The organism is Pseudomonas sp. MDT1-17, from assembly GCF_054898105.1.
Genome location: NZ_JBUBVM010000001.1, coordinates 3,879,056 through 3,894,198 on the forward strand (window position 1 = coordinate 3,879,056; position 15,143 = coordinate 3,894,198).

14 protein-coding genes are annotated in these 15,143 nt (G+C 61.2%); 9 read left to right on the forward strand and 5 right to left on the reverse strand.

The genetic code is table 11. From position 1 onward, the window contains the following. The first annotated feature begins 2 nt into the window (after nt 1-2). The 8 genes from ACYZTX_RS17915 to ACYZTX_RS17950 are packed head-to-tail and all read left to right on the forward strand — an operon-like array spanning nt 3 to nt 11,425. Nucleotides 3-950 carry a DUF58 domain-containing protein gene (locus ACYZTX_RS17915; RefSeq protein ID WP_462035197.1) on the forward strand — a complete coding sequence of 316 codons (948 nt, stop codon included), beginning with the start codon at nt 3-5 and terminating at the stop codon, nt 948-950. After that, nucleotides 947-1,441, forward strand: a complete 495-nt coding sequence (locus tag ACYZTX_RS17920; RefSeq protein WP_462035198.1) for a DUF4381 domain-containing protein — start codon at nt 947-949, stop codon at nt 1,439-1,441. Before ACYZTX_RS17915 ends, ACYZTX_RS17920 begins: the two co-directional genes overlap by 4 nt. After that, nucleotides 1,434-2,510 carry a vWA domain-containing protein gene (locus tag ACYZTX_RS17925; RefSeq protein WP_462035199.1) on the forward strand — a complete coding sequence of 359 codons (1,077 nt, stop codon included), beginning with the start codon at nt 1,434-1,436 and terminating at the stop codon, nt 2,508-2,510. The genes ACYZTX_RS17920 and ACYZTX_RS17925 overlap by 8 nt, the downstream gene beginning before the upstream one ends. Next, on the forward strand, nt 2,507-4,246 hold the full coding sequence (locus tag ACYZTX_RS17930) for a tetratricopeptide repeat protein (RefSeq protein WP_462035200.1): 1,740 nt from the start codon (nt 2,507-2,509) through the stop codon (nt 4,244-4,246). Before ACYZTX_RS17925 ends, ACYZTX_RS17930 begins: the two co-directional genes overlap by 4 nt. Next, on the forward strand, nt 4,243-5,895 hold the full coding sequence (locus tag ACYZTX_RS17935) for a BatD family protein (protein ID WP_462035201.1): 1,653 nt from the start codon (nt 4,243-4,245) through the stop codon (nt 5,893-5,895). Before ACYZTX_RS17930 ends, ACYZTX_RS17935 begins: the two co-directional genes overlap by 4 nt. Before the next feature lie 54 nt (nt 5,896-5,949). Then, nucleotides 5,950-7,194 (forward strand): exonuclease SbcCD subunit D C-terminal domain-containing protein, encoded by a 1,245-nt coding sequence (locus ACYZTX_RS17940; protein WP_462035202.1) that lies wholly within the window; start codon nt 5,950-5,952, stop codon nt 7,192-7,194. Then, nucleotides 7,191-10,832: an AAA family ATPase gene (locus ACYZTX_RS17945; RefSeq protein ID WP_462035203.1), complete on the forward strand. Its 3,642-nt coding sequence runs from the start codon at nt 7,191-7,193 to the stop codon at nt 10,830-10,832. The genes ACYZTX_RS17940 and ACYZTX_RS17945 overlap by 4 nt, the downstream gene beginning before the upstream one ends. Further along, a complete protein-coding gene (locus ACYZTX_RS17950) occupies nt 10,829-11,425 on the forward strand; it encodes a glutathione S-transferase (RefSeq protein WP_462035204.1) in 597 nt (198 codons plus the stop codon). Before ACYZTX_RS17945 ends, ACYZTX_RS17950 begins: the two co-directional genes overlap by 4 nt. 119 nt (nt 11,426-11,544) lie before the next feature. Here ACYZTX_RS17950 and ACYZTX_RS17955 read toward each other — a convergent pair whose 3' ends face one another. From ACYZTX_RS17955 to ACYZTX_RS17975, 5 genes are all read right to left on the reverse strand, one after another. Further along, complete coding sequence (locus tag ACYZTX_RS17955) at nt 11,545-11,802, reverse strand: hypothetical protein (RefSeq protein ID WP_462035205.1); 258 nt, start codon at nt 11,800-11,802, stop codon at nt 11,545-11,547. Next, nucleotides 11,799-12,011 carry a hypothetical protein gene (locus tag ACYZTX_RS17960; protein WP_462035206.1) on the reverse strand — a complete coding sequence of 71 codons (213 nt, stop codon included), beginning with the start codon at nt 12,009-12,011 and terminating at the stop codon, nt 11,799-11,801. The genes ACYZTX_RS17955 and ACYZTX_RS17960 overlap by 4 nt, the downstream gene beginning before the upstream one ends. A gap of 321 nt (nt 12,012-12,332) precedes the next feature. Continuing rightward, nucleotides 12,333-12,512 (reverse strand): hypothetical protein, encoded by a 180-nt coding sequence (locus tag ACYZTX_RS17965; RefSeq protein ID WP_033054657.1) that lies wholly within the window; start codon nt 12,510-12,512, stop codon nt 12,333-12,335. A gap of 155 nt (nt 12,513-12,667) precedes the next feature. After that, nucleotides 12,668-13,843: a lactonase family protein gene (locus ACYZTX_RS17970; RefSeq protein ID WP_462035207.1), complete on the reverse strand. Its 1,176-nt coding sequence runs from the start codon at nt 13,841-13,843 to the stop codon at nt 12,668-12,670. Continuing rightward, nucleotides 13,830-14,126 carry a DUF5629 family protein gene (locus tag ACYZTX_RS17975; protein ID WP_462035208.1) on the reverse strand — a complete coding sequence of 99 codons (297 nt, stop codon included), beginning with the start codon at nt 14,124-14,126 and terminating at the stop codon, nt 13,830-13,832. The genes ACYZTX_RS17970 and ACYZTX_RS17975 overlap by 14 nt, the downstream gene beginning before the upstream one ends. 231 nt (nt 14,127-14,357) lie before the next feature. Between ACYZTX_RS17975 and ACYZTX_RS17980 the strand changes: the two genes are divergently transcribed. Continuing rightward, entirely contained in the window at nt 14,358-15,077 is a 720-nt protein-coding gene (locus tag ACYZTX_RS17980; protein WP_462035209.1) for a FadR/GntR family transcriptional regulator, read from the forward strand. The last annotated feature ends 66 nt before the right edge of the window (nt 15,078-15,143 follow it).

Here is a 15,143-nt window from a genome sequence, read left to right on the forward strand (position 1 = left end):
CGATGAACGCCCTCCTGCCGCCCGAGCCGGGCATCCGTGTCAGCCTCGCCGAGCTGATCGAGATGCGCCATCGCGTGCGTGAAGTGCAACTGTTTTCCACACCGAGCCAGCGCAGCCCGCTGATCGGCCTGCACCACTCCAAACTGCGCGGGCGCGGGGTGGATTTCGATCAGGTGCGGGTCTATCAGGCCGGCGATGACGTGCGAAGCATTGACTGGCGCGTCACCGCCCGCACCCAGGAACCCCATACCAAGCTGTTCCATGAAGAGCGTGAGCGGCCGATTTTTATCATGGTCGAGCAAAGTCGCCGGCTGTTTTTCGGCTCGGGGCTGATGTTCAAATCAGTGCTCGCCGCCCAGGCCGCGAGCCTGATCGGCTGGGCCGCACTGGGTCATAACGATCGGGTCGGCGGACTGGTGTTCGGCAACAATGAGCACTATGAAATCAAGCCACGACGCAGCAAGCAGAGCCTGCTGCAGTTTCTCAACCGCATGGTGCGGGTCAATCAGTCTCTGCACACGGAAAGCGAGCCGGACCGGGGGGACGCCTTCAACATTGCCCTGCGCCGGGCCCGGGAAGTACTGCGTCCCGGCAGTCTGGTGATCGTGATCTGCGACGAACGCACCCTGACCGAGGGCGCCGAACAACAGCTGAGTCTGTTGTCGCGGCATTGCGATCTGTTGCTGCTGCCGGTGTCCGATCCACTGGATCACGCCCTGCCCGCCGCCGGGCTTTTACGCTTCGCCGAACGCGGGGCGCAACTGGAGCTCGATACCCTCAATTTCGAGCTGCGCCAGACCTATCGCGCACAGGCCGAAGCGCGCATTGCTCGCTGGGAACTGCTGGCACAGAAGCTGCGGGTATTGTTGATGCCCTTGAGCACGCAGAGCGAGATGGTCGAACAACTGCGCGAGTACCTGAACCCACAGAAACCGGGGAAAGCTCGATGAGCAGCCTCGATCAACTGCAACCACTGATCTCCCCTCCGCCGATCGAATTCTGGCCACCGGCGCCGGGCTGGTGGCTATTGCTGTTGTTACTGCCGCTGGTCGGTTTCGGTCTGTGGAAGGCGAGGCGCTTCCTTGCGAACAAACGCCCGATCGTGCGCGCCGAACAACCGCTGGACCCGGTGCGCCTCGCCGCGCTGGCCGAATTGGCGCGGATGCCCAAACCCTATGACGGCGCTCCGGCCGGTGCCTGGTTGCAGCAACTCAACGGTTTGCTCAAACGCCTGTGCCGCAACCACTATCCCTACAGCCAGAGCCACACCCTCAATGGGCGCAAATGGCTGGCCTTCCTCGACAATCGTTGCCCGGCCGCCGGTCTGACCCGCTGGATGGTGCTGGTCGAAGGCGCCTACAAACCCGAATGCAAACTCGACGACAAAGCCATCGCCGGCCTGACCCAAGCTGTCGACACCTGGATTCGTAAACATGTTTGAGTTCGCCTGGCCGTGGATCTTCGCCCTGCTGCCGCTGCCCTGGCTGATGCGCGTCGTGTTGCCTGTCGCCGACAGTGGCGAGCCGGCGCTCAAAGTCAGCTTCCTCAGTGATCTCGAGGGCCTCGCCCGCCGCCGCGCCCGGGCCAACCTGCCGGCCTGGCGTCAACAAGCGCCGTTCATTCTACTGTGGCTGTTGTTACTGATCGCCGCGGCGCGCCCGCAATGGCTCGGCGAACCGCTGCCGATTGCCGCCAGCGGTCGCGATCTGCTGGTGGCGGTCGACGTGTCCGGCTCCATGGATTTTCCCGACATGCAGTGGCAGGACGAAGAGGTCAGTCGACTCACATTGGTTCAGCACTTGCTCGGTGACTTCCTCGAAAGTCGTGAGGGCGATCGGGTCGGGCTGATCCTGTTCGGCAGCCGGGCGTATCTGCAAGCACCGCTGACGTTCGATCGGCACACGGTGCGCGTGTGGCTCGACGAAGCGCGGATCGGCATCGCCGGCAAAAACACCGCCATCGGCGATGCTATCGGCCTTGCCCTCAAACGCCTGCGCCAACGGCCGGCACAAAGCCGCGTACTGATTCTGGTCACTGACGGCGCCAACAACGGTGGTGAAATCGACCCGCTCACGGCGGCGCGGCTGGCGGCTAATGAAGGCGTGAAAATCTACCCGATCGGTATCGGCGCCGATCCGGAGCAAAGCGGCACCTTGGGTTTCCTGGGGGTCAATCCGAGCCTCGACCTCGATGAAGACTCCTTGAAGGCGATCGCCGAAGCCACGGGCGGCCAGTATTTTCGCGCCCACGATGCCAAGGAACTGCTGGCGATCAAAGGCACCCTCGACAAACTCGAACCCGTGACCCAGCAACCGACTCAGGCTCGCCCGGCGCAGGCGTTGTATCACTGGCCTTTGGCGATGGCGTTGCTATTGAGCATGCTACTGGTGGTTCGCGAGCGCTGGCCGGACAATCCGTTGCGGCGGCTGTTCACCAAGGATCTTCTGCATTCGCAACTGCCCGACTGGCGCCAACGGCTTAAACGCCTGCGTCTGCGGAGGCGCCGATGAGTGCGCTCTGGCCATACTGGTTCCGCCCCTGGTGGTTGCTGTTGTTGCCGTTGCTCGGCTGGTTGCTCTGGCAACTCTGGCATCGGCAGAAGCGCGCCGGGCGCTGGCAGATGATTCTGCCACCGGCCTTCCATGCGGCGTTGCTCAGTGGTGGCAACGGTCGCGACAGCAAATTGCCGTGGGTCATCCTTGGCTGTGCCTGGGTGCTGACTGTTCTGGCGCTACTCGGGCCGAGCTGGGAACGTGTCGAGCAAACCAGTCAGAAACCCGCCGACCCGCTGGTCGTGGTCCTTGAACTGACCCCGGAAATGCTCGCCACTGACGTGCCACCCAACCGGCTCGAACAGGCCCGGCGCAAGCTGTTCGACCTGCTGCAGAACCGCAGCGACGCCCAGACCGCGATCGTCGTTTTCGCTGGCAGCGCTCACACGCTGGTGCCGCTGTCGGACGACCTGTCGACCAGCCGCAATTTATTGGATGCCCTCAAGCCTTCGCTGATGCCCGAGGCGGGTCATCGTGCCGATATGGCGGTGGCCAAGGCCCTGGCACTGCTGGATCAGGGTGCCCTCGGCGACGGCCGGCTCCTGCTGATCGGCTCAACCTTGACCGAACAGGAACGCCAAGGGATTCGGCAGGTGATGGACGGTAAATCAACGCAATTTTTGATGCTCGGTGTGGGCACATCCGAAGGAGCGCCGATCACCCAGGAAGACGGCAGCTTTCTCAAGGACGACCAGGGCGCGATTCTGGTGCCACATCTGGACGAACCCAGCCTGAAAGCCTTTGCCAATGACCTCGACGGGCTCTATCGCCACGCACGCCTGGACGATGCCGACCTGCGCGCCCTCGGTTTGCTCGAGGGCCCCCGCACGCTGCGCAACGACGGCCATACCCTGCGCCTCGACACGTGGGCCGATCAGGGTTACTGGCTGTTGCTGCCGCTGTTGTTACTGGCGGCCTGCGCCGGCCGTCGCGGCTGGTTATTCTGCCTGCCATTGCTATTGCTGCTGCCACAACCGAGTTATGCCTTCGACTTCAACGATTTGTGGCTGCGACCTGACCAACAGGGTCTGATCTTGCTGAAGCAGAAGCGCCCGGCCGAAGCTGCGCAGCATTTTGAAGATCGACAATGGCAGGGTGTGGCGCGCTACGAAGCCGGCGACTACAGCGGCGCCGCCCAGCGGTTCGCCGAAGGCACCGACGCCCACGCCCACTACAATCGTGGCAACGCCCTGGCCAAAAGCGGTGAGCTGGAGGCCGCGCTGGACGCCTACGAACAGGCGCTGGAGCGGCAACCGGATTTGCGCCCGGCGCAGACCAACAAGGCGCTGGTGGAAAATCTGCTCAAGCAGAAAAACACACCCTCGCCGGTTGAGCCGGACAAAAACGCCGGCAACGAGAGCGAGCCCCCTACGCAAGAAACGCCACCGGGCCCAGCCACGCAACCGTCAGATAATGGCGAACCGAAAACCGACGCTCAGCAGACCACGCCGGACTCCGAGCAACCGGACAAAACGCCGGCGAAACCCGGCACCAATGAAGTCCCGGGCAGCGAGCTGGGGAATGAAGACAGCACCAGACCACCGTTGCGCCCCGCCAGCGACAGCATCGATGGCGAACAGCGCCAGGCGCTGGAGCAATGGCTGCGCAAGATTCCGGACGACCCGGGTGAATTGCTCAGGCGCAAATTCTGGTACGAACAGCAACAACATCAGGATCAGGGAAAAACTCGATGACCCGCTTCACCGCCTTCTTGCTCGCACTGCTGCCCGCCCTGTTGCTCTGCACCGTTCAGGTACAGGCAGCCGGGCTGGTCGCCAGTGTGGATCGCAGTCGCCTGAACACCGGCGAGACGATTGAACTGACGCTGGAATCCACCGACGTGACGCAGTTCGGCAAGCCTGATCTGACACCACTGGAACCGCTGTTCGACGTGCGCGGCACCCGTCAGGTCAACCAGCTGAACACCCTGAACGGCGACAACCGTGCGACAACCCGCTGGATCATCACCCTGCTGCCTCGGCAGAACGGCAGCGTGGTGATTCCGTCACTGCAACTGGGTGACGTACAGAGCCAGCCAATCACCGTGCAAGTGGTCGAGACCGAAACCCAGGACAGCCCGAACAAACGGGCCCCGGTGTTCATCGACGCCAGCCTCGACCAAAGCAGCGTGTACGTGCAAGCCCAGGCGATCCTGACCTTGCGCATCTACCATTCGGTGTCGCTGTACGACGACAGCAGTCTGCCCCCGCTGCAAATCCCCGATGTGCGCATCGAACAACTGGGCGAGGCGCGTACCTACGAGAAAGACATCAATGGCCTGCGTCACGGCGTAATCGAAAAGCGCTACGCGATCTACCCGCAACACAGCGGTGAGCTGATCATTCCAGCGCAGATATTCAATGCCGCGCTTGTGGACGCAAAGCCCGCCCAGGACACCGCTGCCCAGGCAGCGAAATCCGGCAAACTGATGCGGGTCAGCTCCTCAGAGCTACTGCTGACGGTCAAGGCAAAACCCATCACGTACCCGGCCGACATGCCATGGCTGCCGGCCCGCAGCCTCAGCCTGAGCGAAAGCTGGAACCCGGACCCCGATCATGCGCAGGTGGGTGATTCGTTGACCCGCAGCCTGACGGTGAAGGCTGAAGGCCTGGCCAGTTCGCAATTGCCACCGCTGCCCGCCACCGACGTCAACGGTTTGCGGCGCTACCCGGATCAACCGGTGTTGGGCAACCAGAACACCGAGCGAGGCCTGGTCGGCAGTCGCGAAGACCGTGAAGCCCTGGTGCCGACGCGTAGCGGCGCAATCGAGTTGCCAGCGGTTGAAGTGGTCTGGTGGAACACCTTCGAGGACCACCTGGAACACAGCAGCCTGCCGGCCCGAACCCTGCCGGTGGCGAACAATCCGAGCCTGATGGTCGACACCCCGGCCGGCACGCCTCAAGTCCTTTCCGTTGCCGACAACGAAGCCCTCTGGTGGTGGAAACTCAGTACGCTGATTCTGGCCTGCACCACCCTGCTGGGCTTCGGTCTCTGGTGGCGCGCCCGCTGGCAACCGGCGATCCTGCGCGCGGCGCAGACCGGCCCGAGCCCGCGCACCGTGCTCGACGACCTCAAGCGCGCCTGTCAGGCCAACGATTCCCACGCCACCCGCCAGGCCCTCGACGCCTGGGCCCGGCAACAACCGGAAACCCTGGCCGATATGGCGGCGCGTTTTGTACCGCTGTCCGACGCCCTCGACGGCTTGAACGGCGCGCTCTACAGCGAAACCGGCCAGCATTGGCAGGGTGAAGATCTGTGGCGGGCGATTCGTACGATTCCGATTGCCGAGCGAGTTCAGGACCCGGTTGGCGACAGTGGCCTCCCGCCGCTTTACCCCAAATAATCAAAAAGCAGCTGTCGTGCCTGACACGATGGCTGCTTCTGTATGGAATTTGTCATGCGTCTGTTTCACACCTCCGACTGGCACCTAGGGCAGAACCTGCACGGCCAGGAACGCGATTTCGAACACGGCTGTTTCCTTGAATGGCTGCTACGTCAGCTGAAGCTCGACCAGCCTGATGTGTTGCTGATCGCCGGCGATATCTTCGACACGGTTAACCCGCCGGTCAAAGCCCAGGAGCGTCTCTACGATTTCATCGTCAGTGCCCACGAACAACAGCCGTCGCTGACCATCGTGATGATCGCCGGCAACCATGACTCCGGTTCGCGCATCGAACTCCCGGCGCCGTTGATGCGGCGTTTGCGCACCTACGCGTTGGGCCGTGTGCTGTGGCTCGATGACGGTCAACTCGACGCCGAACGCCTATTGCTGCCTTTGCCCGATGCCACCGGGGACATTGCCGGCTGGTGCCTGGCGCTGCCGTTCCTGCGACCGGCCGAAGTGACCGGCGCGCACCTGGGCGACAACTACCTGCGTGGTATCGGTCAGGTTCACGAGTGGCTGATCGAAGCGGCCAATGCCAAACGCCAGCCGGGCCAGGCGCTGATCGCCATCAGCCACGCGCACATGGCCGGCGGGTCGGTGTCGGAAGATTCCGAGCGCAGCCTGATCATCGGCAACGCCGAAGCCCTGCCCGCCAGCTTGTTCGGGCCGAGCATCAGTTACGTCGCCCTCGGTCATTTGCACAAGCCGCAGAAGGTCAACGGTGAAGAGCGCATCCGCTACTGCGGCTCGCCGATTCCGTTGTCGTTCTCCGAGATCGGCTATCAGCACCAGATTCTCGACATCACACTCGAGGGCGAAACCCTGGTCAGCGTCGAACCCAAACTGATCCCCCGGGCAGTGAATCTGCAACGCATCGGTCCCGCGCCATTGGCGGAAATCCTGCTGCAACTGGCCGACCTGCCGAACATCGACCTGCTGGCCGATATCCAGCGTCAGCCGTGGCTGGAAGTTCGGGTGCGCCTCGATGAACCGCAACCCGACTTGCGTTTTCAAGTGGAAACCGCCCTGCAAGGCAAAGCCGTGCGCCTGGTGCGGATCGCCGCTGAATACGCCGGCAACGGCAGCCGCGAGGGGCTCGATGACGGCACGACCTTGATCGAACTCGACCAGCTCACACCTCAGGAACTGTTCAGCCGCGCCTGGCAGGACAACTACGGCAGCGAGGTCGATGAGCAAACGCTCAAGGACTTCGCCGAGCTGTTGCAAGACGTACAGATGGAGAGCGAACAACCATGAAGATCCTCGCGATCCGCCTGAAAAACCTCGCCTCGTTAGCCGGGCCTTTTGAAATCGACTTTACCGCTGAACCGTTGGCGAGCGCCGGTCTGTTCGCGATCACCGGGCCGACCGGCGCCGGCAAAAGTACCTTGCTCGACGCCTTGTGCCTCGCACTGTTTGGCGCCGTGCCGCGGTTAAGCAACGCTCAAGTGTCTGCCAAAGCGCCGGATGCCGACGGCGAAATCGGCACGGGCGACCCGCGCACATTGCTGCGTCGTGGGACCGGCGAAGGGTATGCCGAAGTGGATTTCGTCGGGATCGACGGCCGTCGTTACCGCGCGCGCTGGGAAGCTAATCGCGCTCGCGAAAAGGCCGGCGGCAAGCTGCAAGCCAGCCGTCAGAGTTTGCGCGACATCGATCAGGATCAGTTGCTGGCCAGTCAGAAAGTCGAATTCAAAACCCAGCTCGAAGCCGTACTGGGCCTGAACTTCGAACAGTTCACCCGAGCCGTGCTGCTGGCCCAAAGCGAGTTCAGTGCGTTCCTCAAGGCTAACGACAACGAACGTAGCGAACTGCTGGAAAAGCTCACCGACACCGCACTCTATACGCGCCTCGGTCGCCGGGCTTTCGACAAGACCAAAGAGGCGCGTGAAGCGCACAAGCTGTTGCAGGATCAGGCCACCGGCGTGACACCGTTGTCGCCAGAAGCCCGGACGGAACTCGATGAACGCTTCAACGAAGCGCAACAGCAACTCAAGACCCAGCAAGCGCAGCTCAAGCAATTAGAACTGCAACACACCTGGCTCAAGGACCTGCGTCAGTTACAGGACGCGCAACAGAGCGCCACCGAGCAGCTGCAATCGGCCCGGCAGCACTGGGAAAGTCTGGCCAGCGAGCGTTTGAAGCTGACCCGGCTGGAGCAACTGGCCCCGCAACGGCACCAGTTCGCCCGCAAGACCGAACTCACTGCCCAGCTCACACCGTTGGCCGCACAGATTCAGCAGCACACCCGACAGCAAACCGAGCTGAATGAGCGCCAGGCGCAACTCGAACACAGCCTGAGTACTGCGCAGACCGCGCTGGTCGACGCCCATGGCCAACACACCACCAGCGCTCCACTACTGCGTCAGGCTTTTGAAGAGCAAAACACTCTCGCTCGCCTGGTAAAGGACGCACGCCTCAGCGCCGACCTCAAGCAGCAGGCGGAGCTAGCCTGCACGCAGGGGCAACACTCGATTCAAGGTTTGCTCGACCAACAGAAACTGGTCGCCGATCGTTTACAGCGGATTGCCCGGGAGCTTGAGCAAAGCACCCCTCTGGCGCCGTTGAGCGATGCCTGGAACGCCTACCGCGATCGCCTGCAACAGCTGATGCTGGTGGGTAATCGCCTGAACAAGGGCCAGGCCGAACTGGCCGCCCTGGAACACAGCGCCGCTCGCGCTGCCGAGGATCTCTCCACCCAGCGCCAGAGCCTTGAAGTGCTGTACAAAGAGGCCGGCGCAGAACCGGAAGCGGTGGCCGAGCAGGTCCAGATTCTCGGTAGTTTGTTACAAGACAACCGCAAGCAGCAGCGGGCCTTTGAAGAGCTGACGCGACTGTGGGTCAGTCAGCAGGAACTGGACAAGCGCGCGTCGGAACTCCAGCAGCGCCAGCTGACCGCTCAACAAGAACGTGAGCGTTTGACCCAGGACGGTGTGCAAGCCAAGAACGAATTGGTCGTGGCCGAACAGACGCTGACCGTCACCCGCGAACTGCTGGAACGCCAGCGTCTGGCCCGCAGCGCCAGCGTCGAAGAACTGCGCGAGCAGTTACAGGACGATCAGCCGTGCCCGGTCTGTGGCAGTCCCGACCATCCCTATCATCAGCCCGAAGCACTGCTGCAAAGCCTTGGCCGGCATGATGAAAGCGAACAGGCCAACGCCCAGAAAGCCGTCGACCTGCTGAAAGAAAAACTCACTGATCTGCGCACTGAAGTGGGCGGTGTGATTGCTCAGCAAAAGGAGTTGCTGCAACAGCAAGAACAACTCGCGCCCCAGCAGCAGAGCCTGGCGCCGAGCCTTGAAGCACATCCGTTGTCTGCGCAGTTGCTAACCCAGGATGCACTCAAACGCGATGCCTGGCTGGCGCAGCAAAACAACCAGTTGAACCAAAGCATCACTCAGGACGAACAACGGCAAACCGCTCTGCTCGCCCTGCAACAGGACGCCGCACGCCTTCAACAGCAACTGCGTAGCGCTGAAGCGGCGAGCCAGCAAGCGTCCCAGCACCTGGCCAACCAGCAACGTGAGTTGAGCAGTGATCGCCAGCGGCTGGACGAGGAGTTGACGGCGTTCAGCACCCTGCTCCCGGCCGATACGCTGCAAGCCTTGCGCGACGAGCCCGCCGCGACCTTCATGCAACTGGATCGGCAGATATCCCAGCGTCTGGAGCAACTCGATCAGCAACGCGATGAACTCAGCGAACAGCAACAACGGCAGCAGACGCTGGAGAAAGAACAGGACCGTCAACTCTCGCGTGTCCAGCAGTTGGAAACCGCCCGACAGCAGTTCACCGCCCTCGCCGACCAGCAACAGGCCTGCCAGCAAAAACTGACGCAATTGCTCGGCCAACACATCAGCGCCGAGCAGTGGCAGCAACAGCTGGATCAAGCCGTCGAACAGGCGCGCAATGCCGAAGCGACGGCCAATCAGGAACTGCACACCGTGCGTACGCGGCTCGCGCAACTGGGCGCCGAACTCAAGGCTCAGCAGGAACGCTCGCAGGCACTGGAAACCGAAGATCGCGAGCTGAGCGGCAAGATTGCCGACTGGCGCGCCTTGCATCCGGAACTGGATGACGGAGGCCTGGAAGCCCTGCTGAGCGTTGACGACCAACAGGTCAGCGAACTGCGCCAGCAGTTGCAGCAAAGCGAAAAAGCCATTGAGCAGTTCAAGGTGCTATTGCAGGAGCGGGATCAACGCTTGCTCAGCCATCAGGCCCAGCACAATGGCAACCTCGACGCCGAACAACTGGCGACCGCGCTCACCGACCTGCAAACCCTGTCCGCCGCCAGCGAACACCGTTGCGCCGAACTGCGCGCCGAACAGGCCGAGGATCAGCGCCGGCAAAACGCCAATCAGGCCCTCGCGCAGCAGATCGCTGACGCCTACACCGAGTACCAGCGCTGGGCACGTTTGAATGCACTGATCGGCTCAGCCACTGGCGATACCTTCCGCAAGATCGCTCAAGCCTACAACCTCGACCTGCTGGTGCATCACGCCAACGTTCAGTTGCGGCAACTGGTGCGGCGCTATCGCCTGAAACGTGGCGGCAGCATGCTCGGGTTGTTGGTGATGGACACCGAGATGGGTGATGAACTGCGTTCGGTGCATTCGCTGTCCGGCGGTGAGACCTTCCTGGTGTCGTTGGCCCTGGCCTTGGGCCTGGCATCGATGGCGTCGAGCACGTTGAAAATCGAATCGCTGTTCATCGACGAAGGTTTTGGCAGCCTTGATCCGGAATCCCTGCAACTGGCCATGGACGCCCTCGATGGCTTGCAGGCCCAGGGCCGCAAGGTCGCGGTGATTTCCCATGTCCAGGAAATGCATGAGCGGATTCCGGTGCAGATTCAGGTGCGCCGTCAGGGCAACGGCCTGAGTACCCTGGAGGTGAAATGAATACGCTGTATTCCTTCCGCCGCTGCCCCTACGCGATGCGGGCGCGCATGGCCCTGCGCTATTCAGGGGTTGCGGTGAACATTGTCGAGGTTAGCTTGAAGGCCAAGCCTGCCGAAATGCTCGCGCTGTCGAGCAAAGGTACGGTGCCGGTGCTGAGCGTCGACGGTCAGGTGATCGATGAAAGCCTGGCGATCATGCACTGGGCCCTGGCGCAAAACGATCCGCAGGATTGGTTGCTCAAGGATGACCCTGTCGGGCAGCAACACATCGCCGGGCTGATCGAAGAAAACGATCAGGTGTTCAAGGTGCACCTGAATCGCTACAAGTACGCCGAACGGTATCCCGAGCAGCCGATGACGTTTTATCGCGCCGAGGGCGAGGTGTTTTTGCGCAAGCTCGATGAGTTGCTGGAGGGACGCGACTACTTGCTGGCCGAGCATCCGAGTCTGGCGGACGTGGCGCTGATGCCGTTCGTGCGGCAATTCGCCCACGTGGATCGCGAGTGGTTCGGGCTGACGCCCTATCGGCGTTTGCAGGCCTGGTTGCAGCGGTTTCTGGCGTCGGAGTTATTTACATCGGTAATGAAAAAGTAACTGGATGATCGCGATCCGTGTAGGAGCTGCCGAAGGCTGCGATCTTTTGATGTTCACATTGTCGCTGCCGCCGAAGATCAAAAGATCGCAGCCTTCGGCAGCTCCTACAGGTGATGTTTTCAGGCCAATACCGAGCACATTTCCAACGCCGAGCAGTCCACCTGGAACGGCCCGAAAAAACTGCCTTCACGTTTGATCGGTGGATTGCCGGCCAGCAGCCCCAGTGCCTTTTCGGTTTCAATGTTACGAGCAAGGTTGTGATTGGCTTCGATAGACCGCGCCACCGACCCCGCCGAACCCTGTCCGATCCCCACCAAGGAAGATCCATTGGTCATGAATGAAAGGAAGGCGATGACCCAAAGTCTGTGCCCTTTCATGCCCCGGCGACTCCTGCGGTTTCAGCCTGATCGACCATCGAGCTTTGCGGATGGTATTCAAAGTGGATGCCGGGATGCGCGACTTGAATCGGCGCTTCAACAGGTTGACGCGATTGAGGCGAGAGGCTGACAGCCAGCACGAGGACTACGTAAAGACCGATAGCCAGGTAGGCGCCGTGTTTGGCAGAAGTGATGAATGCGCTGGCCATGATGTTCTCCGCAGGCAGGTTTCGATGCCCACAGAATCGATCAGAAAAGCGGTGATAACCACTCAGGGTTATCCATAGTGACCATCAGCTTCGTTGATCATCAAGCCAGACTATTTCAGTCTTCGATAAAACTCATCAAGCGCTCTCGGGCCGCATCCGGCTCGTCTGGAACGGGCTGGGCAGCCGAAGAATGGGGGTTGAATAGAGAAACAGAAGTAAACGCGTTATGCAGGAGCGACATCACTCAGGCTTTCTCGAAGCGTTTCAGCTCGATCGGCGCAAGTGACTTCGCTCCTGCATAAAAGGTGCAGGGTTCACATTTCAGGCTTGGGTCTTGTGATCCAGAGCCGCGTAAAAGTTGGCGCTCTGTTGCAGGTACTTCTGGGTGTAGCTTTGGGCGTGGGATTTTTTGTCGCTGATTTCAATGTTGGCGCTGGCTGGCAGAGCAACGGTGGCCGAGATAGCGGAAGCAGCGATTACGGAGAAGAGATTGAAGTTCATGGCGGTATTCCTCGGATTCAGTTGGCTTGCATGCCCGGTGGGGCCGTGAAGCAAACTTAACCGTCGAGGTTGGCGTCTTGAACTCTTTTGTAGCATTAGCAGATATCAGCGTCATTAATAGAAGGATGCAGGCCCCATCCACCGGGGCCTGCGGCCTATTGACGCACCAGAAACTTGAGGTCGCTCGGGGCGTCCATCGGCAGTTTTTGTACGGTTTTACCCAGCAGGCCTGTCGTTGAATCGCGCTCGATGACAACAATCTGGTTGCTTTTCTGGTTGGCGATCAGCAAGAACTTGCCACTCGGATCGAGGCTGAACTCACGCGGGTGATCACCTTCCACCGAGCGGCGTTGCAGCTCCTTGAGGTGGCCGGTCGCAGGATCGATGGCGAACACCAGCAGCTGATTGGCGGTGCCACGGTTGCTGACGTAGAGGAACTTGCCATCGTGCGACGCATGAAGCGCAGCGGCTGCCTTGTCCGAAACGGGCTGCCCTGCGGCCAGGTCGACCATCTGCGTTTGCGCGAGTTTGCCGTCCTTGTAATCGAACACCGCAACCTGTGCACTCATTTCCATGGCCAGCCACGCGTGCTTGCCATCGGCGCTGAACAGCAGATGACGCGGCCCGCTACCGGCTGGCAACTGGACGGACGCCGGTGTAGCGGCGGTCAATGGCAGTTCCGGGTTGGCCTTGGGGTCGAAGCGGTAGACAAAGAGCTTGTCTGCACCCAGGTCGTTGGAGAACACATACTGGCCGTCCGGCGATGAAACCGTCGAATGCACGTGCGCCGACATCTGTCGCTCGGGATTGACCCGGCTCGATGGATGACTGCTCATCTGCACCACCGGCTTGAGCTTGCCATCAGCGCCTACCGGCAACACCGCCAGGGTGCCACCCGGATCTTCAGCCACCGAATAGTTGCTGACAAACAAGTGGCTGGCTTCAACGCTGAGGCTCGAATGAGTCGGCTCGTTGCCCAGGCTCTGCACCTGATTGATCAGGCTCAGCGCATGGGTTTTTGGATCGATTGCATAACTGCTGACGCGCCCGACCGGATCAGTCTGTCCGGGACCGTTTTCGTTGACCACGAACAGGCGATGCTGATCCTTGGACAGGGTCAGCCAGGACGGGTTTTCACTCTTGACCACTTGCAGCGGCTTGGCGTCGATCTGCCCGGTGGCGGCATCGAAGTTCAGGCGGTAAATCCCTTCGCTCTGACCGGCCGTGTAGGAACCGACCAGCAACTGATAGTCCTCGGCCGACGCAACCTGAAACCCCATCGCGCCGACGCTGCCGGCGATCAAGAGCGGCCAGAGTTTACGCATCCTCATTCGTTTCTTCCTCATCGTCATCACCGCGGATAGCGGTCATGCACACCAGCCGGTGTTCGCCGGAACTTCCGGTGATCACCCAGCTTTGCAGCGTTGGATCGAAGGTCGCGGCCTCGACCTCAGCCGGGGTGAACTCCCAGTGTTTGGACACGCGGCCGTCGAGGCATTCGATGTGCAGATTGTCGTCTTCATCGAGGGAGAATTCGAAGGCGTGCAGCCCGTCGATTTCCACCATATCGCAGTGTTCGAGGGTGGCGAGCAAGGTGTCGGTAGCGGCAGTCATGGCAGTAATCTTTGAATGGGAAAAACGCAATGATAGCTCATGTGGGAGCGGCGATGCGGCGATCCGACATGCTCGCGAAGGGCCATTTGAGAGCGCTAAAAGCTTCGCGAGCAGGCTCGCTGCCACATTTTGATCTCCTTCTGATTCAGGACTTTGCTTGCTCTCGCGACCGTCCTCGCCGCGCCTGTTATCATGCGCGGCACCCCATCGCACAGGATCGCGCCGTTCCCCATGGACTACCGCAAACCCTCAGACCGCAAAAGCATGCACTCGCGCATCGTCCAGGAATTGGGCATGCAGATCGTTTCCGGGCGCTTCAAGCCGTGTGACAAACTGCCCCCTGAAGCCCTGCTGTGCGAGGAGTACGCGGTCAGCCGCCCGGTGTTGCGCGAGGCCACACGCGTACTTGTCGCCAAGGGCCTGGTGTATTCCCGTCCGCGGGTCGGCACGGTGGTCAAGCAGCGCAAGGAATGGCACATGCTCGACCCGGACGTTTTGCATTGGCTGATGCAAAGCAGCCCGCAGAATGAATTTTTCGATTTGCTGACCAGCGTGCGCAGCATCATCGAACCCGCTGCGGCGGCCCTCGCCGCGCAGTTCGCCACGAGCGATGACATCGCCTCGATCGGTGAAGCCTACCAACGCATGGAAGCCGCATCGACCCCCGAAGCGCTCTTGCAACCGGACCTGGATTTCCATAGCCGGATTGCCGATGCGACGCACAACGACTTGCTGGCGAACCTGTGCAACATGCTGTCGGTGGCGATTGCCGAAGCCTTGAAGCATTCCAACCAGCGGCCGAATCTGCATGAACTGGCATTGCCACGGCATAAAGCGATTCTGACGGCGATCGAGAATCGTGATGCACTCGGTGCACGGCATGCCACGCTGGTGCAACTGGATGATGCACGTAGTGCGTTGAATGCGGTGCTCGGCACCGATTTGTCGTAACAAAAACTCAAAACACACCGCACACCAGTAATTGGATGGACTCGCCCAAGCCGAGGCGTCAATGCG

Excerpts from the sequence above, each read along its gene's own strand:
- ACYZTX_RS17915 (WP_462035197.1), top strand. The coding sequence starts at position 3 with ATGAACGCCCTCCTGCCGCCCGAGCCGGGCATCCGTGTCAGCCTCGCC.
- ACYZTX_RS17920 (WP_462035198.1), top strand. The coding sequence starts at position 947 with ATGAGCAGCCTCGATCAACTGCAACCACTGATCTCCCCTCCGCCGATC.
- ACYZTX_RS17925 (WP_462035199.1), top strand. The coding sequence starts at position 1,434 with ATGTTTGAGTTCGCCTGGCCGTGGATCTTCGCCCTGCTGCCGCTGCCC.
- ACYZTX_RS17930 (WP_462035200.1), top strand. The coding sequence starts at position 2,507 with ATGAGTGCGCTCTGGCCATACTGGTTCCGCCCCTGGTGGTTGCTGTTG.
- ACYZTX_RS17935 (WP_462035201.1), top strand. The coding sequence starts at position 4,243 with ATGACCCGCTTCACCGCCTTCTTGCTCGCACTGCTGCCCGCCCTGTTG.
- ACYZTX_RS17940 (WP_462035202.1), top strand. The coding sequence starts at position 5,950 with ATGCGTCTGTTTCACACCTCCGACTGGCACCTAGGGCAGAACCTGCAC.
- ACYZTX_RS17945 (WP_462035203.1), top strand. The coding sequence starts at position 7,191 with ATGAAGATCCTCGCGATCCGCCTGAAAAACCTCGCCTCGTTAGCCGGG.
- ACYZTX_RS17950 (WP_462035204.1), top strand. The coding sequence starts at position 10,829 with ATGAATACGCTGTATTCCTTCCGCCGCTGCCCCTACGCGATGCGGGCG.
- ACYZTX_RS17955 (WP_462035205.1), bottom strand. The coding sequence starts at position 11,802 with ATGAAAGGGCACAGACTTTGGGTCATCGCCTTCCTTTCATTCATGACC.
- ACYZTX_RS17960 (WP_462035206.1), bottom strand. The coding sequence starts at position 12,011 with ATGGCCAGCGCATTCATCACTTCTGCCAAACACGGCGCCTACCTGGCT.
- ACYZTX_RS17965 (WP_033054657.1), bottom strand. The coding sequence starts at position 12,512 with ATGAACTTCAATCTCTTCTCCGTAATCGCTGCTTCCGCTATCTCGGCC.
- ACYZTX_RS17970 (WP_462035207.1), bottom strand. The coding sequence starts at position 13,843 with ATGAGGATGCGTAAACTCTGGCCGCTCTTGATCGCCGGCAGCGTCGGC.
- ACYZTX_RS17975 (WP_462035208.1), bottom strand. The coding sequence starts at position 14,126 with ATGACTGCCGCTACCGACACCTTGCTCGCCACCCTCGAACACTGCGAT.
- ACYZTX_RS17980 (WP_462035209.1), top strand. The coding sequence starts at position 14,358 with ATGGACTACCGCAAACCCTCAGACCGCAAAAGCATGCACTCGCGCATC.